This window comes from Rhizobium aouanii (assembly GCF_037002925.1).
Taxonomy (GTDB): domain Bacteria; phylum Pseudomonadota; class Alphaproteobacteria; order Rhizobiales; family Rhizobiaceae; genus Rhizobium; species Rhizobium aouanii.
Window position 1 is genome coordinate 175,991 of the sequence record NZ_JBAMYD010000007.1, and the last position, 26,191, is coordinate 202,181.

General features: G+C 61.9%; 29 protein-coding genes. 18 read left to right on the forward strand and 11 right to left on the reverse strand.

The annotated features are described in order from the left end of the window. Window positions 1-12: 12 nt before the first annotated feature. Window positions 13-1,095, reverse strand: coding sequence for a tetratricopeptide repeat protein (locus V8P77_RS14510; protein ID WP_335913087.1), 1,083 nt, complete (start codon window positions 1,093-1,095; stop codon window positions 13-15). A gap of 10 nt (window positions 1,096-1,105) precedes the next feature. Further along, on the reverse strand, window positions 1,106-1,759 hold the full coding sequence (locus V8P77_RS14515) for a thiamine phosphate synthase (RefSeq protein ID WP_335913088.1): 654 nt from the start codon (window positions 1,757-1,759) through the stop codon (window positions 1,106-1,108). A gap of 107 nt (window positions 1,760-1,866) precedes the next feature. Between V8P77_RS14515 and V8P77_RS14520 the strand changes: the two genes are divergently transcribed. Together V8P77_RS14520 and V8P77_RS14525 are read left to right on the forward strand one after the other, a co-directional pair. Then, complete coding sequence (locus V8P77_RS14520) at window positions 1,867-2,631, forward strand: sulfite exporter TauE/SafE family protein (RefSeq protein ID WP_335913089.1); 765 nt, start codon at window positions 1,867-1,869, stop codon at window positions 2,629-2,631. Window positions 2,632-2,783: 152 nt separating this feature from the next. Continuing rightward, window positions 2,784-3,044, forward strand: coding sequence for an ArsR/SmtB family transcription factor (locus tag V8P77_RS14525; RefSeq protein ID WP_017962043.1), 261 nt, complete (start codon window positions 2,784-2,786; stop codon window positions 3,042-3,044). Window positions 3,045-3,250: 206 nt separating this feature from the next. Here the strand turns inward: V8P77_RS14525 and V8P77_RS14530 are convergent, their stop codons facing one another. Then, window positions 3,251-3,424 carry a YdcH family protein gene (locus tag V8P77_RS14530; RefSeq protein WP_003542831.1) on the reverse strand — a complete coding sequence of 58 codons (174 nt, stop codon included), beginning with the start codon at window positions 3,422-3,424 and terminating at the stop codon, window positions 3,251-3,253. A gap of 229 nt (window positions 3,425-3,653) precedes the next feature. Between V8P77_RS14530 and V8P77_RS14535 the strand changes: the two genes are divergently transcribed. From V8P77_RS14535 to V8P77_RS14575, 9 genes are all read left to right on the forward strand, one after another. Continuing rightward, the gene (locus tag V8P77_RS14535; RefSeq protein WP_335913090.1) at window positions 3,654-3,857 is read left to right on the forward strand and encodes a YdcH family protein; all 204 of its coding nucleotides are present in this window, start codon (window positions 3,654-3,656) and stop codon (window positions 3,855-3,857) included. An 18-nt stretch (window positions 3,858-3,875) separates the two neighbouring features. Further along, a complete protein-coding gene (gene purE / locus V8P77_RS14540; RefSeq protein ID WP_011653459.1) occupies window positions 3,876-4,370 on the forward strand; it encodes a 5-(carboxyamino)imidazole ribonucleotide mutase in 495 nt (164 codons plus the stop codon). Then, on the forward strand, window positions 4,367-5,443 hold the full coding sequence (locus tag V8P77_RS14545; protein ID WP_335913091.1) for a 5-(carboxyamino)imidazole ribonucleotide synthase: 1,077 nt from the start codon (window positions 4,367-4,369) through the stop codon (window positions 5,441-5,443). The genes purE and V8P77_RS14545 overlap by 4 nt, the downstream gene beginning before the upstream one ends. 164 nt (window positions 5,444-5,607) lie before the next feature. Beyond that, window positions 5,608-5,733 (forward strand): type B 50S ribosomal protein L36, encoded by a 126-nt coding sequence (gene ykgO / locus V8P77_RS14550; protein ID WP_003542835.1) that lies wholly within the window; start codon window positions 5,608-5,610, stop codon window positions 5,731-5,733. Between the two features lie 112 nt (window positions 5,734-5,845). After that, the gene (locus V8P77_RS14555) at window positions 5,846-6,481 is read left to right on the forward strand and encodes a tetratricopeptide repeat protein (protein ID WP_335913092.1); all 636 of its coding nucleotides are present in this window, start codon (window positions 5,846-5,848) and stop codon (window positions 6,479-6,481) included. A gap of 112 nt (window positions 6,482-6,593) precedes the next feature. Continuing rightward, window positions 6,594-7,670 carry an alpha/beta fold hydrolase gene (locus V8P77_RS14560; protein WP_335913093.1) on the forward strand — a complete coding sequence of 359 codons (1,077 nt, stop codon included), beginning with the start codon at window positions 6,594-6,596 and terminating at the stop codon, window positions 7,668-7,670. A gap of 36 nt (window positions 7,671-7,706) precedes the next feature. Next, a complete protein-coding gene (locus V8P77_RS14565) occupies window positions 7,707-7,880 on the forward strand; it encodes a hypothetical protein (RefSeq protein ID WP_335913094.1) in 174 nt (57 codons plus the stop codon). Window positions 7,881-7,955: 75 nt separating this feature from the next. Beyond that, window positions 7,956-9,692: a gamma-glutamyltransferase gene (ggt, locus tag V8P77_RS14570; protein WP_335913095.1), complete on the forward strand. Its 1,737-nt coding sequence runs from the start codon at window positions 7,956-7,958 to the stop codon at window positions 9,690-9,692. Window positions 9,693-9,847: 155 nt separating this feature from the next. Then, a complete protein-coding gene (locus V8P77_RS14575; protein ID WP_335913096.1) occupies window positions 9,848-10,822 on the forward strand; it encodes a threonine ammonia-lyase in 975 nt (324 codons plus the stop codon). Between the two features lie 99 nt (window positions 10,823-10,921). On the opposite strand, the gene V8P77_RS14580 is transcribed toward V8P77_RS14575, so the two are convergent. Beyond that, the gene (locus tag V8P77_RS14580) at window positions 10,922-11,719 is read right to left on the reverse strand and encodes an SDR family NAD(P)-dependent oxidoreductase (protein ID WP_335913097.1); all 798 of its coding nucleotides are present in this window, start codon (window positions 11,717-11,719) and stop codon (window positions 10,922-10,924) included. A gap of 126 nt (window positions 11,720-11,845) precedes the next feature. On the opposite strand from V8P77_RS14580, the gene V8P77_RS14585 reads away from it, so the two are divergent. Continuing rightward, window positions 11,846-12,790 (forward strand): GlxA family transcriptional regulator, encoded by a 945-nt coding sequence (locus V8P77_RS14585; RefSeq protein WP_335913098.1) that lies wholly within the window; start codon window positions 11,846-11,848, stop codon window positions 12,788-12,790. A 39-nt stretch (window positions 12,791-12,829) separates the two neighbouring features. Here the strand turns inward: V8P77_RS14585 and V8P77_RS14590 are convergent, their stop codons facing one another. Both V8P77_RS14590 and V8P77_RS14595 read right to left on the reverse strand, forming a co-directional pair. Then, window positions 12,830-13,636 carry a phytanoyl-CoA dioxygenase family protein gene (locus tag V8P77_RS14590; RefSeq protein WP_335913099.1) on the reverse strand — a complete coding sequence of 269 codons (807 nt, stop codon included), beginning with the start codon at window positions 13,634-13,636 and terminating at the stop codon, window positions 12,830-12,832. A gap of 230 nt (window positions 13,637-13,866) precedes the next feature. Further along, complete coding sequence (locus V8P77_RS14595) at window positions 13,867-14,763, reverse strand: LysR substrate-binding domain-containing protein (protein WP_335913100.1); 897 nt, start codon at window positions 14,761-14,763, stop codon at window positions 13,867-13,869. Between the two features lie 117 nt (window positions 14,764-14,880). Between V8P77_RS14595 and V8P77_RS14600 the strand changes: the two genes are divergently transcribed. Then, window positions 14,881-15,300 (forward strand): tautomerase family protein, encoded by a 420-nt coding sequence (locus V8P77_RS14600; RefSeq protein WP_335913101.1) that lies wholly within the window; start codon window positions 14,881-14,883, stop codon window positions 15,298-15,300. Next, complete coding sequence (locus V8P77_RS14605; protein WP_335913102.1) at window positions 15,297-15,854, forward strand: DUF4865 family protein; 558 nt, start codon at window positions 15,297-15,299, stop codon at window positions 15,852-15,854. Before V8P77_RS14600 ends, V8P77_RS14605 begins: the two co-directional genes overlap by 4 nt. Before the next feature lie 2 nt (window positions 15,855-15,856). Here V8P77_RS14605 and V8P77_RS14610 read toward each other — a convergent pair whose 3' ends face one another. The 3 genes from V8P77_RS14610 to V8P77_RS14620 all read right to left on the reverse strand — a co-directional run bounded on the left by V8P77_RS14610 (window position 15,857) and on the right by V8P77_RS14620 (window position 18,545). After that, window positions 15,857-16,492, reverse strand: coding sequence for a LysE family translocator (locus tag V8P77_RS14610; protein WP_335913103.1), 636 nt, complete (start codon window positions 16,490-16,492; stop codon window positions 15,857-15,859). Window positions 16,493-16,620: 128 nt separating this feature from the next. Continuing rightward, complete coding sequence (gene pyk, locus V8P77_RS14615) at window positions 16,621-18,060, reverse strand: pyruvate kinase (RefSeq protein WP_020051592.1); 1,440 nt, start codon at window positions 18,058-18,060, stop codon at window positions 16,621-16,623. Beyond that, window positions 18,060-18,545 carry a DUF1036 domain-containing protein gene (locus tag V8P77_RS14620; RefSeq protein ID WP_017967841.1) on the reverse strand — a complete coding sequence of 162 codons (486 nt, stop codon included), beginning with the start codon at window positions 18,543-18,545 and terminating at the stop codon, window positions 18,060-18,062. Before V8P77_RS14620 ends, pyk begins: the two co-directional genes overlap by 1 nt. Window positions 18,546-18,746: 201 nt before the next feature. On the opposite strand from V8P77_RS14620, the gene V8P77_RS14625 reads away from it, so the two are divergent. From V8P77_RS14625 to V8P77_RS14635, 3 genes are all read left to right on the forward strand, one after another. Beyond that, on the forward strand, window positions 18,747-19,535 hold the full coding sequence (locus V8P77_RS14625) for an N-formylglutamate amidohydrolase (RefSeq protein ID WP_335913176.1): 789 nt from the start codon (window positions 18,747-18,749) through the stop codon (window positions 19,533-19,535). A 47-nt stretch (window positions 19,536-19,582) separates the two neighbouring features. After that, the gene (locus V8P77_RS14630) at window positions 19,583-19,888 is read left to right on the forward strand and encodes a DUF1244 domain-containing protein (RefSeq protein ID WP_181291773.1); all 306 of its coding nucleotides are present in this window, start codon (window positions 19,583-19,585) and stop codon (window positions 19,886-19,888) included. 90 nt (window positions 19,889-19,978) lie between these two features. Then, window positions 19,979-20,242 (forward strand): DUF2312 domain-containing protein, encoded by a 264-nt coding sequence (locus V8P77_RS14635; protein ID WP_003542853.1) that lies wholly within the window; start codon window positions 19,979-19,981, stop codon window positions 20,240-20,242. A gap of 160 nt (window positions 20,243-20,402) precedes the next feature. Here V8P77_RS14635 and V8P77_RS14640 read toward each other — a convergent pair whose 3' ends face one another. Further along, window positions 20,403-22,250 carry a peptidoglycan L,D-endopeptidase MepK gene (locus V8P77_RS14640; protein WP_335913104.1) on the reverse strand — a complete coding sequence of 616 codons (1,848 nt, stop codon included), beginning with the start codon at window positions 22,248-22,250 and terminating at the stop codon, window positions 20,403-20,405. A 179-nt stretch (window positions 22,251-22,429) separates the two neighbouring features. Further along, window positions 22,430-23,974 carry a sigma-54-dependent transcriptional regulator gene (locus V8P77_RS14645; RefSeq protein WP_335913105.1) on the reverse strand — a complete coding sequence of 515 codons (1,545 nt, stop codon included), beginning with the start codon at window positions 23,972-23,974 and terminating at the stop codon, window positions 22,430-22,432. A gap of 207 nt (window positions 23,975-24,181) precedes the next feature. Between V8P77_RS14645 and V8P77_RS14650 the strand changes: the two genes are divergently transcribed. Then, the gene (locus V8P77_RS14650; RefSeq protein ID WP_335913106.1) at window positions 24,182-26,035 is read left to right on the forward strand and encodes a M3 family oligoendopeptidase; all 1,854 of its coding nucleotides are present in this window, start codon (window positions 24,182-24,184) and stop codon (window positions 26,033-26,035) included. Window positions 26,036-26,191 lie beyond the last annotated feature (156 nt).

Genomic DNA, 26,191 nt, shown 5'->3' on the forward strand with positions numbered 1-26,191 from the left:
AGGATACGGCCGCTATCGCCGCCGGAACTTGTTGGCGGCATCGATCGCCGCCTTCTGCTGGGTGTCCTCGATGCCGAGATAGAAATCCTCGAGCGCCGGATCGGCGAGCCCGGCCCGGCGCGACAGCACGTACCACTTCGCCGCCTCGATCGGATTGGGCGCCGTGCCGATCGCGTTGATATAGAGATGGGCGAGCTTGTTCTGCGCGGCGACATTGCCGCCATTGGCGGCAAGTTTCAGCCATTCGAAGCCCTTGACGTAATCCTTCGGCCCGCCGACGCCGTTGACGAGCCAGATGCCGAGATCGAGCTGGGCCGTGTCGAAGCCGGCGCGCGCCGCGCGCACCATCCATTCGCGGGCGAGCTTCTTCTTTTCTTCCGGCAGGTCCTTCAGCGTCGCATAGATCTGCGCCACGGCATATTGCGAATCGGCAATGCCCTGCTCGGCCGATTTCTCGTAGAATGGCAGCGCCAGCCTCAGTCCCTTTTCGCCGGGATTGTCGGCGATGAGAAGCTGTGCCCAGTTGAATTCCGCCGAAGGATTGCCCGCCTCGGCCGCCTTGTGCATGTAGTCGTCGGCCTTGACCTTGTCACGCGGCACGCCCTCGCCTTCCATCAGGATCAGCGCATATTTGAACATCGCCGCCGCATCGCCGCCTTCGGCCGCCTTGCCGTACCAGAAGGCAGCGTTCTTCACGTCCTTCTTGACGCCGAGGCCCTGCGAGAGGATTTCGCCGATCAGCGTCTGCGCCGCCGGATCGCCGAGCTGGGCGCGCGGCAGCGCCTTGTCCATTGCCGTCAGGTAATAACCGCGTTGGAAGGCGCCGTAAGCCTCGTCGATCGGCCCCTTGTAATCCTTCTCCGGCGGCAGGTCCGGCAGCTTCGCGCCCATGCGGTCGAATACGCCGACGCCATCGGAGGGTTGCACGCCCGGGCTCGAAGGCCGGTCGGTGCGGAAGGTCGAAGCCGGGCCTGTGCCCGGCTGGCTGATGACGCTGTCCGGCGCCTGTGCCAAGGCAACATTCGGCCCGGCCGCAAGGAAGGCGGCCATACCGGCGAGGAGATATTTCAAAAGACAGGCGGGCGGGATCGGCATGAGCGCGATTTCAATCCTCAAACCGTGGCGCTTTTTCGTCAAGCAACGCATTGATCTCGGCGACGACGGACGGCGCCCGGGCGGGCTCGGCGAAAACCGCCAGCCGCATCGCCACGAACTCCGCTCCGGTCTCGGCGACGGCGAGCGCCGAGGCCGGATCGGTGCCGCCCATGACGATGCAGGGGATCTCGATCATCGAGGCCCACCATTCGCCAAGCGCCAGGTTCTTCGGATGCGCCTCCGGCTTGATGTCGCCGTCGAGCTTGCCGAAGAAGATATAGTCCGGCCTGACTTCGCCGATCTCCAGCGCATGGTGCCGGTCGGCCGCGTTGCCGCCGCCGACGATCAGCTTCGGCGCATGTTTGTCGATCGCCTCCGAAAGGGCCTCAGCATTGCCGGAAAGGTGCAGGCCGTCGGCCTTCGCCCGGCCTGCGACACGGCTGTCGCCCGCAATCAGCGCGGCGGCGCCAGCGTCCTGGATCAGCGGCACCAGCTTTTCGGCATGTTTCTGGAAGGTGCCGTCGTCAAGCCCGTATTGCGGCACGATCACCGAGGCGACGTCGCCGCCCTTCAGCGCGTCGGCGACGATCTTTGCCTGTTCATCGGCATCGGCGATATCGGCTACGATGAGCACAAGGCGGCAGCGGTTTTCCGGTTCGGTCATGGGGTCTTTCCGTTTCCTGCGAATTCCCCTTCGAAATGAGGGATCCGCACTCGTTTTGTGTGAGTAGTTCCGTTAGACGAGGCTGGCAAGAGGAGGACGTCGAAAGCATGCCGCAGGATTTGTCATTCTACTACGCCGCCGTGCCCGCCGTTCTGCTGGTAGGCCTCGCAAAGGGCGGCATGGGCGACGCTTTGTCGCTGATCGGCTTGCCCTTCCTCGCCCTCGTCGTCTCGCCGGTCGAGGCGGCCGCCATCCTGCTGCCGATCCTGGTCTTCATGGACATGATTTCGCTTGTCATCTGGCGCAAGCATGGCGACTGGGCGACGCTGAAGATCATGCTGCCAGGCGCCGTCTTCGGCATCGCGCTGGGCTGGGCAACCTCGGCGCTGGTTCCGGGCAACATGCTGCGCATCGTCATCGGCGCGGTGACCATCTTCTTCTGCCTGCGCTATTTCTGGAACAATTTCAGGCCGGGCGCCGGCCAGGTGATCCCGCCGCGCGGCCAGCGGCCGGTAGCCGCCAGCCTCTGGGGCACATTTTCCGGTTACGGCAGCTTCGTCGCCCATGCCGGCGGCGCGCCCTTCCAGATCTATGCCCTGCCGCTCAAATTGCAGCCACGCGAATATACCGGCACCAGCGTGCGCTTCTTCGCGATCCTCAACGCCATCAAGCTGATCCCCTATTTCGCGCTCGGCCAGCTCGGCACCCAAAACCTCGCGACCTCGGCAACACTTCTGCCCTTCGCCCCGCTCGCCACCATCGCCGGCGCCTGGTGCGTGCGGCGCATGAAGCCACAGATCTTCTACCCCTTCATGTATGCAATGGCGCTGATCGCCGCCTTTCTGATCGTGCGCGAGGGCCTTGGTTGGTAAAAGGCCCAGCGCCGCGCGTCTCTTCAGACGCACAAAGGAGGCTGTAGCGCTTTGAATTCTTAGATCGATCTCGAATGAAGGAGTTTTGAAGCAGCGCGCTGCAATGCACAATTTCCTTGCTGGCACGGCCGGTTTGACGTAGCGTTCCCGCCATGTCGAACACGGACCCTTTCTCGGCGATTGCCGATCCGAACCGGCGGTTTCTGCTGGAGGAATTGCGTCGCGCGCCACGGACTGTCAATGAGCTCGCCGAAGGCCTGCCGATCAGCCGTCCTGCTGTTTCGCAGCACCTGAAGGCGCTTCTCGACAGCAATCTCGTTTCCGTGACCTCGGAAGGCACCAAACGCATCTACGCAGTCAATAACCGTGGCTTCGACACGCTCAATTTGTGGCTGGATCAGTTCTGGGCCTGATGCATGTTCCCGTAAGATCTGGGGATACGATGCGAATCGTAAGAATGCGATGTGAGACGTGACAGACCCAAAAGCGCCAGCCACGATGCCGGATGCATCGGACTGGCGCAAATATGGTGTCAAATCACCGGTTCTTGCAAATTTTTGGTGGAATGGATGGATTTACCTTGTTGCGCAAGATGATCGCCCGGCGACCCTTGGGAAGACTAGTGGACGGATGACTTAAGACGCTGAATCTCGTCCTTGATGCGCAGCTTGCGGCGCTTGCATTCGGCAAGTTCCGTATCGGAAATAGAGGGAGATGTTCTGAGCGCGTGCAACTCCTCCTCGAGAGCGACATGCTTTTTCTGGAGTGACTCAAGATGAGCTTGAACAGTCATATGACCCTTCCTTCCTCTTACCCTCCCCGGCCAACATCGTCGGGGATCAAGGTGTCAACGGGCGGGACTGTGACATATTTTTGAAGGCTTGTCGAAGGCCAAAAGATGAAGACTGGATGGCAATTTCATGATCAAGACTAACTAGCCGTTACCTGTATTTGGTGATAGGAGCTTGCGGAAATCATCGCCAGATCGGACAAGGTCCAAAGGACGATAACGGGGAATGCATATGGCCGATCAGGAACAGGCGGAAATCAGGCTCATAGTGGCGCGTCTGCGCCAGGAGCACGAGGATTTCGACGCCGCGATCAACGCCATGATTCAGACCGGATGCGATGCTCTGCGGATCCAGCGAATGAAAAAGAAGAAGCTCGTTATCAAGGACAGGCTCTCCAAGCTGGAAGATCAGATCGTCCCTGACATCATCGCCTGAGAGGGAATAGCAGCAACGATGACAGACAGACCACCCGTCGCCATCATCATGGGCAGCCAGTCCGACTGGGAAACCATGAAAAACGCCGCCGACACGCTGGAGGCGCTGGAAATTCCCTATGACGCGCGCATCATTTCGGCGCACCGCACAGTCGACCGGCTGGTCAATTTCGCCAAGGGCGCACGCGCGGAGGGCTTCAAGGTCATCATCGCCGGCGCCGGTGGCGCCGCCCACCTGCCGGGTATGACCGCCGCGATGACGCCGCTGCCGGTCTTCGGCGTGCCGGTCCAGTCGAAAGCCCTGTCCGGCCAGGACAGCCTCCTTTCCATCGTGCAGATGCCGGCCGGTATTCCTGTCGGTACGCTTGCCATCGGCAAGGCCGGCGCGGTCAACGCCGCCCTTCTCGCCGCCGCCGTGCTTGCCCTTTCCGACGAAGAAATCGCCGACCGGCTCGACGAATGGCGCGAGCGCCAGAGTGCTGCCGTCGCCGAATACCCGATGGACGATCTATGACGGCAAGAACGATCGGCATTATCGGCGGCGGCCAGCTCGGCCGCATGCTAGCCATTGCCGCCGCCAGGTTGAATTTTCGCACGGTCATCCTCGAGCCGCAGGCGGACTGCCCAGCCGCCCAGCTCGCCAACCGGCAGATTACCGCCGCCTATGACGATCCGGCGGCACTGGCCGAACTCGCCGATATCTGCGACGTCGTCACCTACGAATTCGAGAACGTGCCCGTCGTAGCCGCCGAAACGCTCTCGGCTAGTGTGTTCGTCTATCCGCCGCCGAAGGCGCTGGAAGCAGCCCAGGACCGCCTTGTCGAAAAGCGCTTTCTCAATGGCTGCGGCATATCAACTGCCCGCTTCCACACGATCGACAGCCAGGCCGACCTCGAGACGGCACTGAAGGATTTCGGCGGCCAGGGCGTGCTGAAGACCCGCCGTCTCGGGTATGACGGCAAGGGCCAGAAGGTTTTCCGCTCGGCCGCAGACAGCCCGGATGGTGCCTATGCAGCACTTGGCGGCGTGCCGCTCATCCTCGAAAGCTTCGTCGCCTTCGAGCGTGAGGTCTCGATCATCGCTGCTCGCGCCACCGACGGTACGGTCGTCTGCTTCGATCCCGCCGAGAATGTGCACCGCAACGGCATTCTCCACACTTCGACGGTTCCCGCTGCGATCTCTGCGCCGGCGGCGGACGCCGCGCGGCAATCTGCCGAGAAAATCCTTGCTGCATTGAACTATGTCGGCGTCATCGGCATCGAATTCTTCGTGCTTGCCGATGGCGGTCTGATCGCCAACGAGATGGCGCCGCGTGTCCACAACTCCGGTCACTGGACGGAAGCCGCCTGCGTCGTCAGCCAGTTCGAGCAGCATATCCGCGCCGTTGCCGGCCTGCCGCTCGGCAACGGCGAGCGCCATTCCGACTGCGTCATGCAGAACCTGATCGGCGACGATATTCTTGCCGTTCCCGACTGGCTGCGGCGCCCCGATACGCTGGTTCATCTCTATGGCAAGACCGAGTGGCGCCCCGGCCGCAAGATGGGCCATGTCACCACCTTGACGCCGAAATCGCCGGTTTTGGCCTGAGAAAACACCGCTGCGCCTTGGGAAAAACACCTTCATGTGGTTGACACGGAAAAGGTGACGGGGTATCTGCTCCCCCACCTAAACAGCGCGCCCGATGGCGCGCTTTTGATTGTTAAAGATACGGGCGAATGTGAATTCCCCCATAGAGATCGCGGATCAGAAAAATGAAGATCAAGAATTCGCTCAAGTCGCTCAAGGCTCGTCACCGTGACAACCGTCTGGTTCGCCGCAAGGGCCGCATGTACATCATCAACAAGCTGAACCCGCGCTTCAAGGCTCGTCAGGGCTGATTTCGCGCGTCCGGATCGCCCTGCCGCGTGAGCTTGCGCCGGCAGATATATCCGGTGGGTCGCTGCGGTGATCACGTCAAATTTGTTTGATCTTCGGCGCTGGCGGGCTAATATGTCCGCCATGCGCTTTTTTGCTTTGACATCAGCGGCGCTGCCGCTCGTTCTCATTCTGCTCACCTCTTCCTTTCCGGCGACCGCCGCGGAAAAGCCGGCCGCCGCGGCGAAAAAGGACGTCATCGTCGAGCAGGCGGATACCAACAATTCGCCGAAGCAGCACCTCGACCAGCTCTTCAGCCAATTGAAGCGTGAACGCGATCCCGAAAAGGCCAGCGGCATCGCCAATGAAATCCGCATGGAATGGAACGATTCCGGTAGCGCCACCATCAATCTGCTGATGCAGTGGGCCGACAAGGCGATCGAGGAAAAGCGCAACCCCGCCGCCCTCGATTTCCTCGATGAGGCGATCGCGCTGAAGCCCGATTATGCCGAAAGCTGGAACCGCCGCGCCACGCTGAATTTCGTCATGGGCAATTATCGCAAGTCGATGTCCGACATCGAACGTGTGCTCGATCTCGAGCCGCGCCATTTCGGCGCTCTCTCCGGCATGGCGGCGATCCTTAGCAATTCCGGCAACGACCAGCTGACCTTGAAAGCTTGGGAGCGTTTTCTCGATATCTATCCCGCCGAACGCACCGCGCAGGAACAGGCCAACACGCTTGCGGAAAAACTTGCCGGCAACCGCACCTGATTCCCGGTCAGCGATCTTGACGTCCGATCACGATGCACAATTTTAGACTTTAGAGGAACGATGTGGCGGTTGTCCGCCGCAGGCCGTCCCGCAAATATCGCTCGTTGAGATCATGCTTGCAGAAGTTTCCGCTCTTCTCGCCCCGCTCGCCGCCGCCATCGGTTATTCCACTTATAAGGCGCGGCAATTCGAACACGCCTATCCAAATATCGGAGAACTGACGGATGTCGGCGGTTACCGCATGAATGCCGTCCACATCAAGCGTCCCAAAAATGCGGATCTGCCGGCGCTGGTCTTCATTCACGGCGCCAGCGGCAATCTGCTCGATCAGGTCGTCGCCTTTCGTGCCGCGCTCGAAGGCCGGGCGGAAATGCTCTTCGTCGATCGCCCCGGTCATGGCTATTCCGAACGCGGCGGACCCGAGAACGCCGTCCCCTCCGGCCAGGCCGATGCGATCGCCAGACTGATGGAGAAGCGCGGCATCGAAAAGGCGATCATCGTCGGCCATTCCTTCGGCGGCGCGATCACCGCCGCCTTCGGCCTGCGCCATCCTGACAAGACCGCCGGCCTGCTCTTCCTCGCGCCCGCCACCCATCCCTGGCCGGGCGGCATCGACTGGTACTACCATGTCGCCACGACACCGGTCGTCGGCTGGCTCTTCACTCACGCAATCGTCGTACCGCTCGGGCTGAGACGGCTGGAGCGTGGCACGCTGAATGTCTTCCGCCCCAATCCTCGCCCGGCCGATTACATCGAAAAAACCGGTCCGTCGCTGGTGCTGCGCCCCAGCGCCTTCCACAACAATGCCGCCGATTTCAAAAGATTGCTCGCCTATGTGAAGGAGCAGTCGCTGCTTTATTCGCAGATCACCGCGCCGACCGTCATCATAACGGGCGACCGCGACGAGATCGTCTGGGAACACCTGCATTCGCGCGGCCTTGCCCGCGATATATCACGCTCCGAACTCATCACCGTTCGCGGCGTCGGCCACAAGCCGGATTACCTCGCAACCGATGTCGCCATCGCCGCCATGGAGAAGATATCAGGCAAGCCCCGCGACCTGCAGGCGATCGCCCGCAAGGCCGAAGAGAGGCTTGCCGCCACCTCACGCGATCGGACGGTCGCAACCGCGCCGTCGTTGGCGTCTGCTGCGCCGCGTGTCTTCTCAGACGCGCAAAACACGCTGTAGCACGTTGAATTGTATAATTATCCGGCCAAGGGCCGCATGACCTTCGACCGGCCTGACGCTGACCCATCCGGCGAAGATAAAGAGCATCGTACGCCGCTCGATAACGCCGACGTCAACGGGAAACTCGTCGAACTGCTGAAGCTTTGGGTTTTGTTTTTACGCATGTCGCCGTCACAAACCCGCGGCACAGTTTTGCGCGACATGATTTAAAGCCAATCCCTTGCATTGCCTCGTGCCATCGCAGTCCCATATGTTTTTCCATCATTGTCCATAGGAGGGGAAATCATGGGCCGCCTGCATATCGGGACGATCTCCGTCATATCAGCATTGTCGCTGAGCCTGACCGCGGCTTTTGCCGCCTCGCCTGCGCCCGTCGAAGCCGAGCACGGCATGGTCGTCACCGCCCAGCATCTGGCGACCGACGTCGGCGTCGACGTGCTGAAAGGCGGCGGCAATGCCGTCGATGCGGCGGTCGCCGTCGGTTATGCACTGGCGGTTGTCTATCCCTCAGCCGGCAATCTCGGCGGCGGCGGCTTCATGACCATCCGCCTGAAGGACGGCACGAAGACCTTCCTCGATTTCCGCGAACGCGCGCCGCTTGCCGCCACGAAGACCATGTATCTCGACGCCAAGGGCGATATCGTGCCGCGTGCCAGCCTCGACGGTTATCTTGCCGTCGGCGTACCGGGCTCCGTCATGGGCTTCGAGACCGCGCGCGAGAAATACGGCACCAAATCGCGCGAAGAACTGATCGCGCCGGCACTCCGCTTCGCCAAGGAAGGTTTCACGCTGGAACAGGGCGACGCGGCAAGTTTCGCCAGCAACGCCAAACGCCTTTCCAAGGATGAAGCCACGGCAAAGATCTTCCTGAAAGCGGACGGCAAACCCTATGCATCAGGCGAAAAACTCCAGCAACCGGACCTTGCCGCCGTCCTGGCAGGCATCTCCGAAAAAGGCCCCGACGCCTTCTACAAGGCCGCGCCCGCCGAGGCGATCGTCAAGGCGAGCCAGGCCAAGGGCGGCATCCTCGCCAAGGAGGATTTCGAGCAATATGCCGTGCGCGAGCTGAAGCCGATCGAGTGCAATTACCGCGGCTACGACATCATCTCTTCGCCGCCACCGTCTTCCGGCGGCGTCATCATCTGCGAGATCCTCAACGTTCTCGAAGGATATCCACTCTCCTATCTCGGCTATAACTCAGCTGAAACCGTGCACATCATGGTCGAGGCGATGCGCTATGCCTATGTCGACCGCAATGCTGCGCTCGGTGATCCCGATTTCGTCGAGAACCCGGTGACAAAGCTGCTCGACAAGAAGTATGCTTTGGAGATCGCAGCCAAGATCGACCCTTACAAGGCCGGCACCTCGGCGAACCTGAAACCGCTGGGCGGCAAGGAAAGCACCGAGACCACGCATTATTCGATCATCGACGACGAGGGCAATGCAGTCGCCGTCACCTATACACTGAATGGCTCCTTCGGTGCCGCCGTCGTAGCGCCCGGCACCGGTGTGCTGCTCAACAACGAGATGGACGATTTCACGTCCAAGCCCGGCGTGCCGAACCTCTACGGACTGGTGCAGGGCGAGGCCAATGCCATCGCCCCGAAGAAGACGCCGCTCTCCTCGATGAGCCCGACGATCGTCACTCGGGACGGCAAGCCCTTCATGGTGATCGGCAGCCCCGGCGGCTCGCGCATCATCACCATCACGCTGGAAGCGATCCTCAATGTCGTCGATTTCGGCATGGACATCAGTCAGGCGGTCAACGCCCCGCGTCTCCACCACCAATGGCAGCCCGACAAGGTCTTTCTCGAACCCTATGCACTTTCGCCGGATACGGAACAGACGCTCGCCGCCATGGGCTACAGCTTCGACGGCGGCAATGACGGGACGGTCTGGGGCCAGGCCGCCGGCATCCTCGTCGGCGGCAAAAGCCTTGCCGCCATCGAAAAAGGCGGCGGCGCCCGCTACAATGGCGCCATGGACAGCCGCGCAACGGAAGGGTCGGCAAGCGGCTACTGACGCTTCGGGGTCGCCTGATCAAGCAGTTGGCGGAAGCACAACGCGGCTGATGAAGCAGCGGTGGCACCATTCATGTCACCGTGACAAAGTCGCCGTTCACAATTAGCTTGCCTCGCCCTATGCATGGGCGAACCCGCAAGCAGAAAGATTCCCGAATGGCCAGCATTGAAATGATTGTCGCAGCTCGCGCCCGTCTGCGCGGTCATGCAAGGCGCACGCCGCTTCTCTCCTCTCCTTTTTTGAATGAGATTGCCGGCCGGCGCCTATTCGTGAAGGCGGAATGTCTGCAGCATTCCGGCTCGTTCAAGTTTCGCGGCGGCTGGTCGGCCGTCTCCGGCCTCGATCCGGCGGTGCGCTCGAAGGGTGTCATCGCCTTCTCCTCCGGCAACCACGCCCAGGGCGTTGCGCTTGCGGCCAAGCTGCACAATATCCCCTCTGTCATCATCATGCCGAGCGATGCGCCGAAGCTGAAGATCGCCAACACCCGCGCCTTCGGCGCCGAAGTGGTGCTCTACGACCGCGTCAATGAAGATCGCGACGAGATCGGCGCCAGGCTTTCGGCCGAACGCGGCCTGACGCTGATCAAGCCCTTCGACGAACCGCTGGTCATCGCCGGTCAGGGCACGACCGGTCTCGAAATCTCTGAACAGGCGGAAGAGGAAGGCGTGACATCGGCCGAGGTCCTCGTTCCCTGCGGCGGCGGCGGATTGACCTCTGGCATTGCGCTCGCCCTCGAAGCCAGCGCCCCCGGCTTTCGCGTCCGCCCCTGCGAGCCCAAGGATTTCGACGACACCACCCGCTCGCTCGCCTCCGGCAAGATCGAACGCAACGCGGCGGTATCGGGCTCGATCTGCGATGCGATCGTCACGCCGCAGCCGGGCACCATCACCTTCCCGATCCTCAAGCGCTTAGCCGGCGCCGGCATCGTCGTCACCGACGAAGAGGCGCTGCGCGCTATGGCGCTCGCCTTCTCGCGGCTGAAGATCGTCGTCGAGCCCGGCGGCGCCGTGGCCCTTGCCGCCGCCCTCTTCCATGGCGACGCCCTGGAAAGCAACACGATCGTCGCCGTCACTTCGGGCGGCAATGTCGATGCCGATATCTTCGCCACGGCGCTCGGACGCTACGGCTGAGCAGCTCGCAGCGTACAAGGTTGCGATCGGCCGCAAATGCCGTGAACGCTTTTTGGGCCATCCGCAGCACTGCCGCGGATGGCTTTTCATCGGTAAGCCTCAGGCGATCTTGTAGCGCTCCGCCGGCATGCTGCGAGACAGGTTCGGCATCAGCGCCTCGCGCGCCTGCTCATAGGCGGCAAGCAGACCGGCATCCTCGAGCGACGGAATGGTCGCGAATTCGCCCTGCTCGAGGCCTGCGAGCGACGCATCGACCATATTTTCTGCCGACATCACGATCTCATTCGGCAAATGTTCGACCGGCGTGCCGGCGATGTGCCAGAATTCCGTTGCCGTGGCCCCGGGCAGAACGGCCTGGATGCGAACGTTCTTCTCCGCCAGCTCATGCTTCAGCGATTGGCTGAAGGCGAGCACGAAGGCTTTCGTACCGCCATAAACGCCGTTCAAGAGTTCCGGTGCGATCGCGACAATAGACGCAATGTTAATGATCGTACCGCCGCCACGCGCAACGAAGCCAGGAACAGCGGCATAGGTCAGCCGCATCAGCGCCGTGACGTTGAGTTCGATCATTTCCTGCATCTTGTCGACATCGGCGGCAAGCAGCGGCGCCGTCCCGCCGAAGCCAGCATTGTTGACGAGAAGCGTGATGCTCCGATCTTCCTTCAGCACGCTTTCGACGCGAGCAAGATCGACCCTGTCGCCGAGATCGGCGACGACAGTCTCGACGGTCCGTCCGGTCTCATCACTCAACCGACTTGCCAGCGCCTGCAGGCGCTCGCCGTTGCGGGCGACGATGATGAGATCGTAACCCTGCTTTGCCAGCCTATGGGCGTAGATCACGCCAATGCCCGAGGATGCGCCCGTCACCAGCGCCGTGCCCTTATGTTCCTGCAACATGATCCGTCTCCTTGAATACGCCGGCCCGATGGCCTTGCGCTTGAAGAGATTCTTACGCCTGATTGCTGATGTCCCAAATGTCGTATATACCACCTTTTAAGACATCATTTTCTCGGAGGCGACGAAATGCAGAAAATTGGCTTTCTGCTCTATCCCGGATTCCAGATCATGAGCTTGGCTGCCGTCTCGGCCTTCGAGTTCACCAATATCGAGCTTGAGGAAAAGGTTTACGACATCCGCTATCTTTCCGAGAATGGTGGGCCGGTTACCAATTCGCTTGGCATGGTGATGGAAACGGAAGCCTTTGGCGACCCGGCCCTCGACACGCTGATCGTGGCAGGAGCCCCGGGCATCCGCCTGCCGAATGTCGTAGAAGCCGCCTTTATCCGCGCCGCCCTGCCCGTCGCACGTCGTTTGGCGTCGATCTGCACGGGCGCCTTCTTTCTCGCCGAAGCCGGCATCCTCGACGGCCGCCGCGCGACAACGCACTGGTATGTCTCCCGCGAACTGCAAAGCCGCTATCCGAAAATAAAGATGGAAGAGGATCGGATCTTCATCATCGACGGTTCCGTCTGGACCTCTGCCGGCATGACGGCCGGTCTCGATCTGGCTTTGGCGATGGTCGAGAAGGATCACGGTATCGAAGTGGCGCGCGCCGTTGCCCGCATGCTTGTCGTCTATCACCGCCGCGCCGGCGGCCAGTCGCAATTTTCAGCCCTTCTGGAACTGGAGCCCAAATCGGACCGCATCCAGAAGGCGCTCGCCCACGCCCGCAGCAATCTGAAATCGGCGCTTTCGGTCGAGGAGCTGGCGGAAGCCGCCCATCTCAGCCCCCGCCAGTTCAGTCGCGCCTTCCGCGCCGAAACCGGGCAATCGCCGGCCAAGGCCGTCGAGAACCTGCGGCTGGAAGCGGCCCGCCTGATGATGGAACAGGGCCGGCACCCGATCGATGTCGTTGCCCGCGAAACCGGTTTTGCCGATCGCGAGCGCATGCGCCGCGCCTTCCTTCGCGCTTTCGGTCAGCCGCCGCAGGCAATCCGGCGCGCCGCCCTGCAGGAACTGCAGATGTGATGCATCCAGCCTGCGACGGCAGGACGCATCCTGCCTTCGCTACTGCTCCTGAAGCGAGCGCCGGATCGCCGTCTCGACCGGTGAATAGGCGCCGTCCTCCCGTTCGAGCCGAAGGGCTTCGGAAGGCGCAAGGCCGGGCTGCGCCATGAAACGCGGCTGCTTGCCGCGATGCATCTGCGCTGCATGGATGAGGAACGGGTGGCACAAATAGACCGTGCCCGCCCGTCCCGTCGCCAAGGCCAGCGGCCGCTCCTCCCCGACATGCTCCAGCCAGAGGTGGGCCATCCCCGCCTCACCCGCTGGCGCCAGGAGGCGGGCGATATCCTTGTGCGAACCGACGCGGATACGGGTCGGTGCATCCTCCTCCCCGACATCCGAGAACAGGAAGAGCATCAGCAGCGCCCGCCCGCGAGACGTGATGTTCACCCGCCAGGCGGAAAAGTCCCGTTGCTCGTCAGGATCGGAATCCTCGCCGGGAAAGCTCAGATCGACATGCCAGCCGGCATCGCCGGGATCATCGGGATGGGGAAAGCGGACCGGGAAACTGCCAAGCCCACTGCGTGGCTCCCAGCGACCCTTGCCGACGAGCTGGTCGAAGGCCGAATGCAACACCGGCGTATTGACGGCTTTCTCGAATGGCCCGCCGCCATAACCGGCAAGCCGCACGACTGGCTGCATCCATGTCCTTGGATCATCCGCATCGAAGGGAATGTCGCGCCACATGATGCCACGAGCTTCCTTGGCCAATGCGCGGGGAAAAGCGTCGTCGATCCTGATGAAGCCGTCTTCGATGAATTGCTCGATCTGCGCAGCACTCAGCGCCGGCGGGTAAACATCTGATGTCATGATATATCTCTCTATCGCCAAACCTGCCGGCTCTTTCCGTGGCCAGACACAGGGTGGTTACAGTCCACGGCAACGCTCCAGCCGCGAAGGCTGGTCAGCGGCCGCATCTTCTGATGCCCGAAGGCAGAGCCTTAGAGGCTCAAGAAGAAGACCGAAGCGATATTGAGGGTGAACGTCTTCATAGCAGTTTGAGGCTACAAGCTTGCGCCCGAGGGGTCAATGCGGAGATGTTAGGCCACCACTCCGCGCAGCGTGCCCAGCACCGACTGAAGCACGAGCTCGGCAAGCCGGGCCGCAGCCGGTTGCGGTTCGGCTTCCGCCCGGTGGAGGACCAGGCCGAGGTTGGGCAAATCAGGCAGGCCGATCGTCTCCGGCGCCAGCGGCCGGACCTTCGCCGGCAGGCCGATCGGCGTGCGGATGGTGAGACCGAGGCCTGCCGCCGTCGCAGCCCAGAGACCGCCGAGACTGGGACTGACGAAGGCGAGCCGCCAGGAGATGCCCGCCTCATCCAGCACCTTGGTCGCGGCGCTGCGTAACAGGCACGGCGCCTCCAGCGAGGCGAGTGGCATGGGCTCACCGCTCGCGGCCTGCCAGACCGGCTGCCCCTCGGAAGGTCCTATCCAGCGCATCGGCACTTCGCCGATCCGCTCGCAATGCGCCGTCAGCGTGCCGTCACTCCAGGCAAGCGCCAGATCGAGCTTGCCCGATGTGACGCGCTCGAGCAGTTCGGCATTACGCACCACCCGCGCTTCGATCCGGACCTTCGGATGAGCGCGCGCGAAGCGGCCGAGCACATCAGGCAGCAGGGTCTCGCCGAAATCCTCCTGCAGGCCGAGCCGCACCCAGCCTTCCAGCTCGACGCTGTTGACGGCAGCCGCCGCCTCGTCGTTGAGTTCCAGCAGCCGCCTGGCATAAGCGAGCATCGTCTCGCCGGCATCGGTCAGCCCCAGCCCGCGACCCGCCTTGCGGAAGATCGGCGTGCCCGCCTGTTCCTCCAGCTTCTTCAACTGCGCACTGACCGCCGAGGTCGAACGCCCGAGCCGCTCGGCCGCCTTGGCGAAATTGCCGAGCTCCATGCCGGTCGAAAAGGTCCGAAGTACATCAAGATCGAAGATCGTCCGTCGCATTGCATTATCCCGATTTTCAGGACCATTTATCCATAAAATTCTGATTTTCAGCATCATCGTGCCGTGCGATGGTTCTGCTGTCAAGGCCGACCCGCGGTCTGAACCATGGAGATCCCGATGCCCTTCGTTCGCATTTCCCTTCACAAAGGCAAGTCGCCGGACTACCTCATGGCACTGGCCGACAACATCCAGCGCGCCCTGGTCGAGACCTTCGACGTGCCCGAAAACGACCGCTTCCAGGCCATCCACCAGCATGACGGCAACGAATTGATCTTCGACCGGAGCTATCTCGCCGGCCCGCGCTCGGACGACTTCGTCTATATCTCGATCACGATCGGCAGGCCTCGCACCGGCGAGATGAAGGCGGCGCTCTATCGGCGGCTCGCCGATCTCCTGGCGCAATCGCCGGGCCTCCGGCCGGAGGATCTGATGATCGTCATCAGCACCAGCGCACCGGAAGACTGGTCCTTCGGTAACGGCATTGCCCAGATGACCGACCCCGACTGGCGGCTTCGTGCGCTCGGAGGCCGGCAATGATCGCCATGCAGTACAGCTTCACCCTGCCAGCCGATTACGACATGTCGATCATCGACCGCCGTATCCGCGACAAGGGTCCGCTGCTCGACGGCTTCCCCAATCTCGGCTTCAAAGCCTATCTCAGCGCCCGCAAAGGGGAGTTCGGCAGCCGCAACAATCTCTATGCGCCTTTCTATCTCTGGCAGAAACCCGAAGGGGCGAGCGATTTCCTCTGCGGCCCGGGCTTCAAGGCGCTCACCGGCGCCTTCGGCTGGCCACAGGTGAGGACCTGGATCGTCTGGCAGGCAGAAATCTCACCTGATATCACCTCAGCGAGGTTCGCCACAGGCGATGTCCTGCAGACAGAGCCCTACGCACCTCTCGCCGACATTCGCCGCGTCGAAAGCGTGGAGGCCGAAGCCGACCTGGCGACGGGCGGCGCACTCGCCTCCGTCTCCGGCTTCGAACCGACGACATGGACGCGAATACGCTTCAAGCTATGGCGCGAGGTTCCGGAAATCGGCGAGCATACGCAGACTTATCGCGTTGGCCACCTATCCCTGGCTCGACCCTGAACTCAGACAGTTGCCCGGCGATAAAAGGCCAGCGAGCCGGCAAGCGCCAGCAGCGCGCCACCACAGGCCCGCTCCAGCCACATGGCGCCCGAGGTTTTCAGGAAACGCACCGCCTGCGAGCCGAAGAAGGCGTAGCCGAACATGATGAGGAAATCGAGCGCGGCAAAGACAAGGGCGAGCAGCATATATTGCGTCGCCTGCGGCATGGTAGGATCAATGAACTGCGGCAGGAAGGCCGAGAAGAACAGGTAGCCCTTCGGATTGGTCGCCGCGACCATAAAACTCTTCAGTCCGATAGAGAAGGGCGATGTCACACTCGCAGGCACTCCGGACTTCAACGCCGCATCGATCGTGCCCTTCGAACGCAGCAGCATGATACCGAGAAAAGCGAGATAGGCGGCACCCGCCCATTTCAGCATCGAGAACCAGAATTCCGATGCGGCGAGCAGCGCACCGAGCCCGATCGCGACGGCGCCGATCAGCACGAAATCGGACAGCACCGCGCCGATCATGCCGGCAATTGCCCGGCGCAGGCCATGCCGCGAACCGTTGGTCAGCGCCAACAGCACTGTCGGCCCCGGCGTCGCGATGCCAACGAAGGAAACGGCCGCAAAAGCCAGAAGCGTGACGATATCCATGATGCTCCTCCGAACCCTGTCCTAGGGACCGAAACTTGCACGCGCCGCCAAGCTTGGCAATGCCGGTCCGTCAACGAAAAAGCCCGCCGCCTTTCCAGGCAGCGGGCTCTAGAATCCATGCGATTGGATCAGACGCCGCTCTGGCCGTCGGAGCCGATATAGGCGATGCGGATCATGTTGGTGGCGCCGGGCGTGCCGAGCGGCACACCGGCCGAGATGATGATGCGGTCGCCCGGCTTGCCGAAGCCTTCATCGGCGACGATGCGGCAGGCGCGGTTGACCATGTCGTCGAGATCGGTCGCGTCATGGGTGACGACGCAATGCAGGCCCCAGACGACGGCAAGACGGCGCGCCGTCTTGATGATCGGCGACAGCGCCAGGATCGGCACTTGCGGACGCTCGCGCGAGGCACGAAGGCCTGTCGTGCCCGACGAGGTGTAACAGACGATCGCCGACAGCTTCAGCGTTTCGGCGATCTGACGGGCGGCAAGCGAGATCGCATCGGCGCCGGTCGCTTCCGGCTGGGCACGCTGGGCATAGATAATGCCGGGATAATGCGGCTCGCGCTCGATGGCGGTGGCAATCGACGCCATCGTCGTGACGGCTTCGACGGGATAATCGCCCGAGGCCGATTCGGCCGAGAGCATGACGGCATCCGCACCTTCGAAGACGGCGGTCGCGACGTCGGAAACTTCGGCGCGTGTCGGCACCGGCGCCGAGATCATCGATTCCAGCATCTGCGTGGCAACGACCACCGGCTTGCCCGAACGGCGGCAGGCGCGGATCAGCTGCTTCTGGATGCCGGGAACCGATTCGAGCGGCATTTCGACGCCGAGATCGCCACGGGCGACCATCAATGCGTCTGACAGTTCGATGATTTCCTCGATGCGCTCGAGAGCCTGCGGCTTTTCGATCTTCGACATCAGGCCGACGCGGCCGCGGGCGATCTTGCGCACTTCGGCAAGGTCGTCGGGACGCTGGACGAAGGAAAGCGCCACCCAATCGACATCGTCGGTGGCAAGCACCGCGTCGAGGTCGGCGCGGTCCTTGTCCGTCAGCGCGCCGACGCCGAGCAGCGTGTCGGGAAGGCTGACGCCCTTGCGGTCGGAGATGCGCGTGCCCGAAATAACAGTCGTGACGATGCTCTTGCCGTCGCATTTTTCTGCGCGCAGGGCGAGCTTGCCGTCGTCGATCAGCAGACGATGGCCGGGCTGTACCGATTCCAGGATTTCGGGATGCGGCAGATAGACGCGGTTCTGATCGCCGAGCGCTTCGTTGTTGTCGAGCGTGAAGGTCTGGCCGGGCCTCAGGTCCACCTTGCCGTCGACGAACTTGCCGACACGCAGTTTCGGTCCCTGCAGGTCGGCGAGAATGCCGATCGGTCGGCCGGAGCGCGCTTCGACCGAGCGGATGCGCTGGATGAGCGTACGCATCATGTCGTGGCTCGCATGGCTCATATTGATGCGGAAGACATCCGCACCGGCCTGGTGCAGCTTCTCGATCATCGATTCCTCGGAGGAGGCTGGCCCGAGGGTGGCGAGGATTTTAACTTTGCGATTACGCTTCATCAATTCTGGCTTTCTTGCGTCCCTGGGGTGTCGGAGAGTTGGACCATCCAGCTACCCTGGCGGCCCGTATCATATTCCTTGAATCCCATCTTCTGGTAACCGCGGGCATAACAATCCTGCACACCCGTGATCTTGAATTCGTTTTCCGCCACGCACATCTGCACGTCACCCGTCCATCGTCCACCCCGGGCGGCGTCCTCTGCGTAGAGGTAGTAATATCGCGACTGTAATTCTCCCTCGATCAGCGTGGCGCAGGTCGTTGCCGGCACCTGCCACCAGCCCTCCGTCACCCAGCCATCCTTGGCCCGGTATCCGATCGCGACGCCGACGAGATTCTGTGTTCCGTTGCAGACGCGAAAATCGGCGCGTGCGGCATCTGCGATGAAAAACGGCATGGCGGCTGCAAGAGCGAACAGAGCGAGACGGACCAGCGGTCCGGACCGCGTGAGGAAACTTGGCGCGGCTTGGATCAACACGGCTCCCAAATAGCTCCACGGTTATTCGTATCCGTGTCTTCTTGCGCCGCCGTCAAGCGAAAGTCAACGCAATGCTAATCGATTATATTTCCTTTCATAACCCATCCGTCGAGGGTCCGGTTCAACCTCTCCCTCGTGCCGCGCTTGAACCCGCCGCAGGCGCATGCGATCACTGCGCCCGACGGCGCAAATGACGAACGGCAATTCCTGATGGACGACTTCCAATCCTTCGAAATCCTATCCGGCAAACATGACAAAGGCATGGTGATCCTCGCAGATCACGCGATGAACCGCCTTCCCGCGCGATATGGCCGGCTCGGACTGCCCGACGCGGCCTTCGCCCGCCACATCGCCTATGACATCGGCATCGAGGGCCTGACGCGGCAGCTTTCGGAAAAACTCGGCGTTCCTGCCGTGCTCGGCGGCTTTTCGCGTCTGCTGATCGATCCGAATCGCGGTGAAGACGATCCGACACTGATCATGAAGATCTCCGACGGCGCCGTCATATCAGGCAATCATCCGATCACGCCGCAGGAATGGAACTACCGGATCGAAACCTTCCATCGCCCCTATCACGACGCTGTCGCCGCAACGATCGACAGCGTGGCGAATGCAACCGGCAGGGCACCGCTGGTACTGTCGCTGCACTCCTTCACGCCGGCCTGGAAAGGTATTCCTCGTCCCTGGCACGCTGCCGTGCTCTGGGATAGCGACGATCGCGCCGTCGGCCCGCTGCTTGACATGCTGCGCGCAGATCCCGATCTCGCGGTTGGCGACAACGAACCCTATGACGGCGCGCTGAAGGGCGATACCATGTACCGCCATTGCATGATCACAGGCATTCCGCATGCGCTGCTCGAGGTGCGCCAGGACCTGATCAGAGACGAGACCGGCATATCAGCATGGGCCGAACGCCTGGCGCCGATCTTTGCGGCGATGAATGCCGATCCCGCTTTGCACGAATACGATGTCCACCTGTCGCGCACCGGCCCCTATTGAACGAAGGCCTCCAAACGAAAGGCCTCACTTTAACGAAAGGAAGCGAGATGACCGCGCTCAGCAAGGAACAACAGACCGAATTCGAAGCTGCCGCCTTCCGCCGCCTCGTCGCACATCTTCGCGAACGCAGCGACGTTCAGAACATCGATCTGATGAATCTGGCCGGCTTCTGCCGCAACTGCCTGTCGAACTGGTATCGCGAAGCCGCCGAGGCCGAAGGTGTCCCGGTTACCAAGGACGAATCGCGCGAAATGGTCTATGGCATGTCCTATGAGGACTGGAAGAATCTTCACCAGAACGAGGCCTCGCCTGTGCAAAAGGCTGCTTTTGAACTGAACAATCCACACAAATAGCTTGGCTGGCCGCGAACAGGCTTGACCGTGACGCCGCTTCGCGGCAGTCACTGGCATCCAAAATTGATCACCGAAAACCAGGAGAACACGATGTCTGATGCTCATGGCGTCGCCCGCGATCAGCTTCGCGCTTTCATCGAGCGCATTGAACGGCTGGAAGAAGAAAAGAAGACCATCGCCGACGACATCAAGGACGTCTATGGCGAGGCCAAGGGAATGGGCTTCGATACCAAGATCCTGAAGAAGGTCGTGGCGCTGCGCAAGAAGGACGAGCAGGAACGCATGGAAGAGGAAGCAATCCTCGACACCTACCTGCTCGCGCTCGGCATGATCGAGTCGCCGCCGGAAGGCTGATCCTTCCGGCAGTACCGATGTCGACAAGCCGCCGGCCTCCCGGCGGCTTTTCTTTTGCGGTGGAAACAACTGCCTAAACAGCCAGCTTGCCGGATCGAAATAAAAAAGAAAAACCGCCGGATCGCTCCGGCGGTTTTCGACATTTCCTCAATTGGCAGGCTCAGTTCGTGTTGAACTTGCGCACTTCCATGAAGTTCACAGCCGTGCCGCTGAAGCGGGCCGGGTCGACCGAAGCGGTCTTGACGTTGAAGCCCTCGGCATAGACGGCGGTCGGCTGGGCGCGCATCGTCTGGCTGACGAACCGCGGCGCTTTGACCTGCTTGGAGGCCATTTCCAGGCGGGCATTGGTGAGCGCCCACTGCGAGATCATCTTTTCAGTCAGCTTCGGTTCGGTGCGCACCGTCGTGCGGCTGGCATCCGCTGCGGCGGCTTCCTTATGCGTCGGGCGACCACCCTTGGCAGGAAGCCCCTGCGCCACGGCGCTTTCGACGGCCGGTTCGTCGAAGCCGTCGCCAAAGCTTGCCGACTTGGTCATCGGCGCCAAGGCGGCGAGTTCGAGCGGCGGCTTTGCGGCAGGCGCCTTTTGCGTCATCGCGGCGTTGATCGCCTGCTCGACCGTCTGCGGCGCCGCCTTCGACGCGATCTGGCTTTCCGCATCCTCGTTTCGCTGCTGGTCGAGCGCATCGGCAAGGGCAGGAGACAGCGCGTCCTGATCGGCTTCGTCGGCCTCTGCTTCCGGATCGGCATCGGCCGCGGCAAGAAGGTTCTCGGCAACGGCAGGACGTTCGATCGGCGTCGGAACCGGCAGTGCATTCGCGCCCGTCAGCATGGGATCGGTCAATGCAACCTCGGCATCGCCAGGCGCGCGGCGCTGGCCGAGAAGCGAGGGAACCGGAATGCTGTAGGCGCTGAGATCGGCAAACTGCTGCGGCTGGGCCTGGTCGGCCGGAACGGCCGCAGCAAGAGCCTGCTGTGCGGCATTACCCGAAGGCGGCGCGACCAGCGCGCTCGCCACTTCGCTGCCCGTCGGCTGGTTGCTGAATGCCGGGCGAACCTGCGGCACCGGCGCGTTCAGATCGGCGACTTCGGTCTGCTGCGGCTCGGCAGGAGCGGGCTCGGCCTTCGGCGGCGTCGCCTTGGCGACGGCGACAGGCGTGGAATCGTCCGACTCGTCTTCCTGCTCGTCCGCTCCGCCGCCAAAGAGCGCGGCAAATAGCGTCTTGTGCTTCGGCGCCGATTCGGAAGCGCTGGCGATCTGGATCTGCGGGCCGCTGCCGCGGCGCTTATAGTCGGCCATCGCCTGCTGGTAGCCCGGTAGCGGCTTGCCGTCGGCCGGAATATGGATGGTGTTGCCGTTGGGGAAAAGCCTGACGAGTTCGTCGCGGCTCATGCGCGGCCAGGCGCGAACGCCGCCGACATCCATATGCACGAAGGGCGAGCCCGATTTCGGATAGAAGCCGACGCCGCCGACCTGCATCTTCATGCCGATGGCGCGCAGCGTCGCGAGTTTGACGTCGGGAATGAAGAAATCCATCGCCTTGCCGAGCATATGCTGGCTCTTTTCGGCGACGCCGGATTTGCGCGAGCGGCCGCGCAGCATCTCGTTGGTCCCCGGCGAACGGAAACCGCAGACGACGTTGATGTAATCCCTCGAACCGCTCTGGCGATAGACTTCCCAGATCAGGTCGAACAGGCGCGGGTCCATCTTCGTCGGCTGGTTCTTGCGCCAGTCGCGCAGAAAGCGGTTCAGCTGCTGCAGACCCTTGGGGTCGAACTTGCCGTTCCGCTTGTAGGTGATGACGGCTTTTTCGCCGGTATGAATGAAATAAAGCTTGAGGCTGCGGGTGTCGCCCGCTGCCTGCGAAGGCGTACCAACGAATACCGGTGAGGAAACCGCGAGCGCAAGAAGGGCGGCCGCTACCGTCCTTTTTGCCTTTCCGCAAATGTCGGCGCACAACAAACGCCAGCTCAAGCGCGAAGGCTTGGAATTCCCATTCAGATTCGGCAACTCGATCCCCGTCAGACAGACAATGTCCCGTACTGTCTCAGATGACTGTCAAATGCGGTCACACGATGGCAAAAATGCCACACATGATCAACCTTTTCTTTACATAGTGAACGCGCCACTAACAAGTGGTTTATGACTAGTAACAAAACGTGGTTGCCTTAATCTTAACGAAAAAGCGCTTAAGCCGCATCTTTCTGGGGATTGTCGGGGTCTATGCCGTAGTCCTTGAGCTTGCGATAAAGTGTGGATCGGCCGATGCCGAGCTTGCGCGCTACTTGACTCATCTGCCCGCGATAGAATTTGAGCGCGAATCGGATGAGTTCCTCCTCGACATCGGCAAGCTTGCGCACGTCTCCGGCAGGATTGACGCTGGCGATCGCGTTTTCCGAGGCCTCGGACAGGCGGTGGTGCACCTCTCCCGACATCGACGCCCTGAAGTCCTCGCCATAGCCGTTGTCGAGATCGAGGCCGGTATTGTCGGCAACGAGGGCCAGGTGATCTACGACGTCATATTCCGGAAGCTGGGCGGCGATCTGCGGGAAGTCAGCCTCGGTCAGCTCCGGCCCTTCGGCCAGGACGACCGCGCGGAAGATCGCGTTTTCGAGCTGGCGGATATTGCCCGGCCAGTCATAGGCGGTCAGCAAAGCCAGCGTGCCGGCATTCACCGTCATGCGGCGGCCGTTCTTCTGCTCGCTGGAGAAGCGGTCGGCAAAGACGCGCACCAGATGCGGAATATCTTCCTTGCGTTTGCGCAGCGCCGGAATGGTGATCGGGAAGACGTTGAGGCGATAGTAGAGATCCTCGCGGAAATGGCCGTTCTTGACCTCCTCGATCAGATCCTTGTTGGTCGCAGAGATCAGCCGGACATTGACCTTGTGCGCGGTGCGCGCACCGACGGTCTCGATCTCGCCCTGCTGCACGGCACGCAGAAGCTTCACCTGCACCTCGAGCGGCAGATCGCCGATCTCGTCGAGGAAGATGGTGCCGCCGTCGGCTTCCATGAATTTACCGATATGACGCTCGGTCGCGCCGGTAAACGCGCCCTTCTCGTGACCGAAGAGAATGCTTTCGACCAGATTATGCGGGATCGCCCCGCAATTGACCGTGACGAAGGGCTTGTTCGAGCGGTCGCCGCCGGACTGGATGGCGCGCGCCACCAGTTCCTTGCCGACGCCGGATTCGCCTTCGAGCACGACGGGAATGTTGGACTGAGCCGCCCGCTGGGCGAGATCGATGACACGGAGCATCGCCGGGCTTGCCGAGACGATGTCGTCGAAACCGACCGAGCCTGAGCGCGACCGGCGTCCGGCCCGCGCCTTCACCTCGCGCTGGTCGAGCTTCATCGCGTTCGAGATCGAAGTGGCGATGCGTTCGGGCGAGACCGGCTTGACGACGAAATCGAAGGCGCCGGCGCGCATCGCCTGCACCACCGTTTCGATGCCGCCCTGCCCCGTCTGCACGATGACGGGGATTTGCGTGCCGAATTCGTGAAGCGCATCGAGGAATTCGAGGCCGGTCATCTCCGGCATCATCAAGTCGAGCACGATGACGTTGAAAAGGCCGCTGTCGCGTTTGACCATTTCCAGGCCGATGCGGCCATTTTCCGCCTGGTGCACGACATGGCCGTGACGCTCGATTGCGTTCTTGAGCAGGCGGCGCTGTACGGGGTCGTCCTCGACCACGAGGATTTGCCCTGCTCCCTTGAGCTCATTGTAACCGGTCATTGTCGCCTCACTTCATGCGAAACCATAAAGCGCACTCTGACAGCAAGGCTTGAACATCCAGTTTTGAGAAATAATTGCATTTTAACGATTGCAACAGGTCGTTTTCGTGCCGAAGCGAGGCCTTTCATGCGCCGAAAGCCCCTTGATGCCCGGCCTTAGCGCGCTTAGACAAGCAGACTGTTATGAAAGTGGAGAGGAATTGCGCTCATGAAAAACAAGCTCCCGCACGCCGGCCTTCTTCTATCGGCGGCAGCGCCAGCCGGGGCCGCCGATGCGGCGCTCGGCGATCTGCCGGTCTGGAAGCTGCAGGATCTTTATCCCTCCGCCACCTCCACCGCCTTCGTCGCCGACATGGAAAAGGCCGGCAAGGCCGCGATCGCCTTTGAAGAAAAGTGGAAGGGCAAACTCACGGAGGCGGCGGCGAAGACCGGCGCTGAGGGCATCGGCGCGGCGCTGAAGGAATATGAGGCGCTGGACGACATCATCGGCCGTCTCGGCTCCTTTGCCGGCCTGACCTATTTCTCCGACACCACCAATCCGACAAATGGCAAGCTCTATGGCGACGTACAGACCAAGATCACCGAATTTTCCGGCCATCTCCTGTTCTTCGCGCTGGAACTGAACCGCATCGACGACGCGGTGATCGACGCCTGCATGGCGAATGATCCCGTCGCCGGACATTATCGCCCTTGGCTGCTCGACCTCAGGAAGGACAAGCCCTATCAGCTCGACGACAGGCTGGAACAGCTCTTCCTCGAGAAGTCGATGACATCGGCCGCCGCCTTCAACCGCCTCTTCGACGAAACCATGGCGGAACTTCGCTACGACATCGATGGCGAGAAAGTGCCGCTCGAAGTGGCGCTGAACAAGCTGCAGGAAAAGGATCCGGAAGTGCGTCGCACGGCAGCCATGGCGCTCGCCGAAACCTTCAGGGCGAATATCCGCACCTTCACGCTGATCACCAACACGCTTGCCAAGGATAAGGAGATCGCCGACCGCTGGCGCGGCTTCGAGGACATCGCCGACAGCCGACACCTGGCAAATCGCGTCGAGCGTGAGGTCGTCGATGCGCTGGCCGCGGCCGTCCGCGAGGCCTATCCCCGCCTTTCGCATCGCTATTACAAGATGAAGGCGAAATGGCTCGGCATGGAGCAGATGAATTTCTGGGACCGCAACGCGCCGCTTCCGGAAACCTCCAGCGCCATCATCTCCTGGCCGGAGGCGAAGGATACGGTGCTGTCGGCCTATGGCAATTTCGCCCCGGAGATGGCTGCTATCGCCAGGCGCTTCTTCGACGAACAGTGGATCGATGCTCCGGTCCGTGCCGGCAAGGCGCCCGGCGCCTTCGCCCATCCGACGGTTCCCTCGGCCCATCCCTATGTGCTCGTCAATTATATGGGCAAGCCGCGCGATGTGATGACGCTTGCCCATGAACTCGGGCACGGCGTGCATCAGGTTCTCGCCGGCGCGCAAGGGGCGCTGATGTGCCAGACGCCGCTGACGCTTGCCGAAACAGCTTCCGTCTTCGGCGAGATGCTGACCTTCCGCGCGCTTCTGCAAAAGACCACCGATACGCGCGAACGCAAGGCGATGCTCGCCCAGAAGGTCGAGGACATGATCAACACGGTCGTGCGCCAGATCGCCTTCTACGAATTCGAGCGCAAGCTGCACACCGCCCGCAAGGCCGGCGAACTTACAGCTGACGACATCGGCGAACTCTGGCTCTCCGTCCAGTCGGAGAGCCTTGGGCCGGCGATCAGCATTTCCGAAGGATACGAGACCTATTGGGCCTATATCCCCCACTTCATCCACTCGCCCTTCTATGTCTACGCCTATGCCTTCGGCGATTGCCTGGTGAATTCGCTCTATGCCGTCTACCAGAAGGCCGAGAAGGGCTTCCAGGAGAAGTATTTCGAACTGCTGAGGGCCGGCGGCACCAAGCATCACTCGGAACTGCTGAAACCTTTCGGCCTCGACGCCACCGATCCGTCGTTCTGGAGCCAGGGCCTGTCGATGATCGAAGGGCTGATCGACGAACTGGAAGCGTTGGATAGGGCCTGAGAGCCTCTTCTCCAAAGGCGGAAGGGCCGCAACGGGTCTCTTCTCCCCTCGGGGAGAAGGTGCCGGCAGGCGGATGCGGGGGCGACACGGCAGAACCTGTCCTTCGCACGTGCTCAGGACGTCGCTCCGCTCCGCTCCCTCATCTGCCCTTCGGGC

Bases quoted from the DNA above. Each gene is read 5' to 3' on its own strand.
- pyk (WP_020051592.1), bottom strand. From the start codon at position 18,060: ATGAAGCGTAATCGCAAAGTTAAAATCCTCGCCACCCTCGGGCCAGCC.
- V8P77_RS14535 (WP_335913090.1), top strand. From the start codon at position 3,654: ATGGCCGATCAGGAACAGGCGGAAATCAGGCTCATAGTGGCGCGTCTG.
- V8P77_RS14530 (WP_003542831.1), bottom strand. From the start codon at position 3,424: ATGACTGTTCAAGCTCATCTTGAGTCACTCCAGAAAAAGCATGTCGCT.
- V8P77_RS14625 (WP_335913176.1), top strand. From the start codon at position 18,747: ATGGACGACTTCCAATCCTTCGAAATCCTATCCGGCAAACATGACAAA.
- V8P77_RS14565 (WP_335913094.1), top strand. From the start codon at position 7,707: ATGACCTTCGACCGGCCTGACGCTGACCCATCCGGCGAAGATAAAGAG.
- V8P77_RS14610 (WP_335913103.1), bottom strand. From the start codon at position 16,492: ATGGATATCGTCACGCTTCTGGCTTTTGCGGCCGTTTCCTTCGTTGGC.
- V8P77_RS14635 (WP_003542853.1), top strand. From the start codon at position 19,979: ATGTCTGATGCTCATGGCGTCGCCCGCGATCAGCTTCGCGCTTTCATC.
- purE (WP_011653459.1), top strand. From the start codon at position 3,876: ATGACAGACAGACCACCCGTCGCCATCATCATGGGCAGCCAGTCCGAC.
- V8P77_RS14600 (WP_335913101.1), top strand. From the start codon at position 14,881: ATGCCCTTCGTTCGCATTTCCCTTCACAAAGGCAAGTCGCCGGACTAC.
- V8P77_RS14520 (WP_335913089.1), top strand. From the start codon at position 1,867: ATGCCGCAGGATTTGTCATTCTACTACGCCGCCGTGCCCGCCGTTCTG.
- V8P77_RS14595 (WP_335913100.1), bottom strand. From the start codon at position 14,763: ATGCGACGGACGATCTTCGATCTTGATGTACTTCGGACCTTTTCGACC.
- V8P77_RS14525 (WP_017962043.1), top strand. From the start codon at position 2,784: ATGTCGAACACGGACCCTTTCTCGGCGATTGCCGATCCGAACCGGCGG.
- V8P77_RS14590 (WP_335913099.1), bottom strand. From the start codon at position 13,636: ATGACATCAGATGTTTACCCGCCGGCGCTGAGTGCTGCGCAGATCGAG.
- V8P77_RS14650 (WP_335913106.1), top strand. From the start codon at position 24,182: ATGAAAAACAAGCTCCCGCACGCCGGCCTTCTTCTATCGGCGGCAGCG.
- V8P77_RS14510 (WP_335913087.1), bottom strand. From the start codon at position 1,095: ATGCCGATCCCGCCCGCCTGTCTTTTGAAATATCTCCTCGCCGGTATG.
- ggt (WP_335913095.1), top strand. From the start codon at position 7,956: ATGGGCCGCCTGCATATCGGGACGATCTCCGTCATATCAGCATTGTCG.
- V8P77_RS14580 (WP_335913097.1), bottom strand. From the start codon at position 11,719: ATGTTGCAGGAACATAAGGGCACGGCGCTGGTGACGGGCGCATCCTCG.
- V8P77_RS14575 (WP_335913096.1), top strand. From the start codon at position 9,848: ATGGCCAGCATTGAAATGATTGTCGCAGCTCGCGCCCGTCTGCGCGGT.
- V8P77_RS14545 (WP_335913091.1), top strand. From the start codon at position 4,367: ATGACGGCAAGAACGATCGGCATTATCGGCGGCGGCCAGCTCGGCCGC.
- V8P77_RS14555 (WP_335913092.1), top strand. From the start codon at position 5,846: ATGTCCGCCATGCGCTTTTTTGCTTTGACATCAGCGGCGCTGCCGCTC.
- V8P77_RS14645 (WP_335913105.1), bottom strand. From the start codon at position 23,974: ATGACCGGTTACAATGAGCTCAAGGGAGCAGGGCAAATCCTCGTGGTC.
- V8P77_RS14515 (WP_335913088.1), bottom strand. From the start codon at position 1,759: ATGACCGAACCGGAAAACCGCTGCCGCCTTGTGCTCATCGTAGCCGAT.
- ykgO (WP_003542835.1), top strand. From the start codon at position 5,608: ATGAAGATCAAGAATTCGCTCAAGTCGCTCAAGGCTCGTCACCGTGAC.
- V8P77_RS14585 (WP_335913098.1), top strand. From the start codon at position 11,846: ATGCAGAAAATTGGCTTTCTGCTCTATCCCGGATTCCAGATCATGAGC.
- V8P77_RS14605 (WP_335913102.1), top strand. From the start codon at position 15,297: ATGATCGCCATGCAGTACAGCTTCACCCTGCCAGCCGATTACGACATG.
- V8P77_RS14630 (WP_181291773.1), top strand. From the start codon at position 19,583: ATGACCGCGCTCAGCAAGGAACAACAGACCGAATTCGAAGCTGCCGCC.
- V8P77_RS14560 (WP_335913093.1), top strand. From the start codon at position 6,594: ATGCTTGCAGAAGTTTCCGCTCTTCTCGCCCCGCTCGCCGCCGCCATC.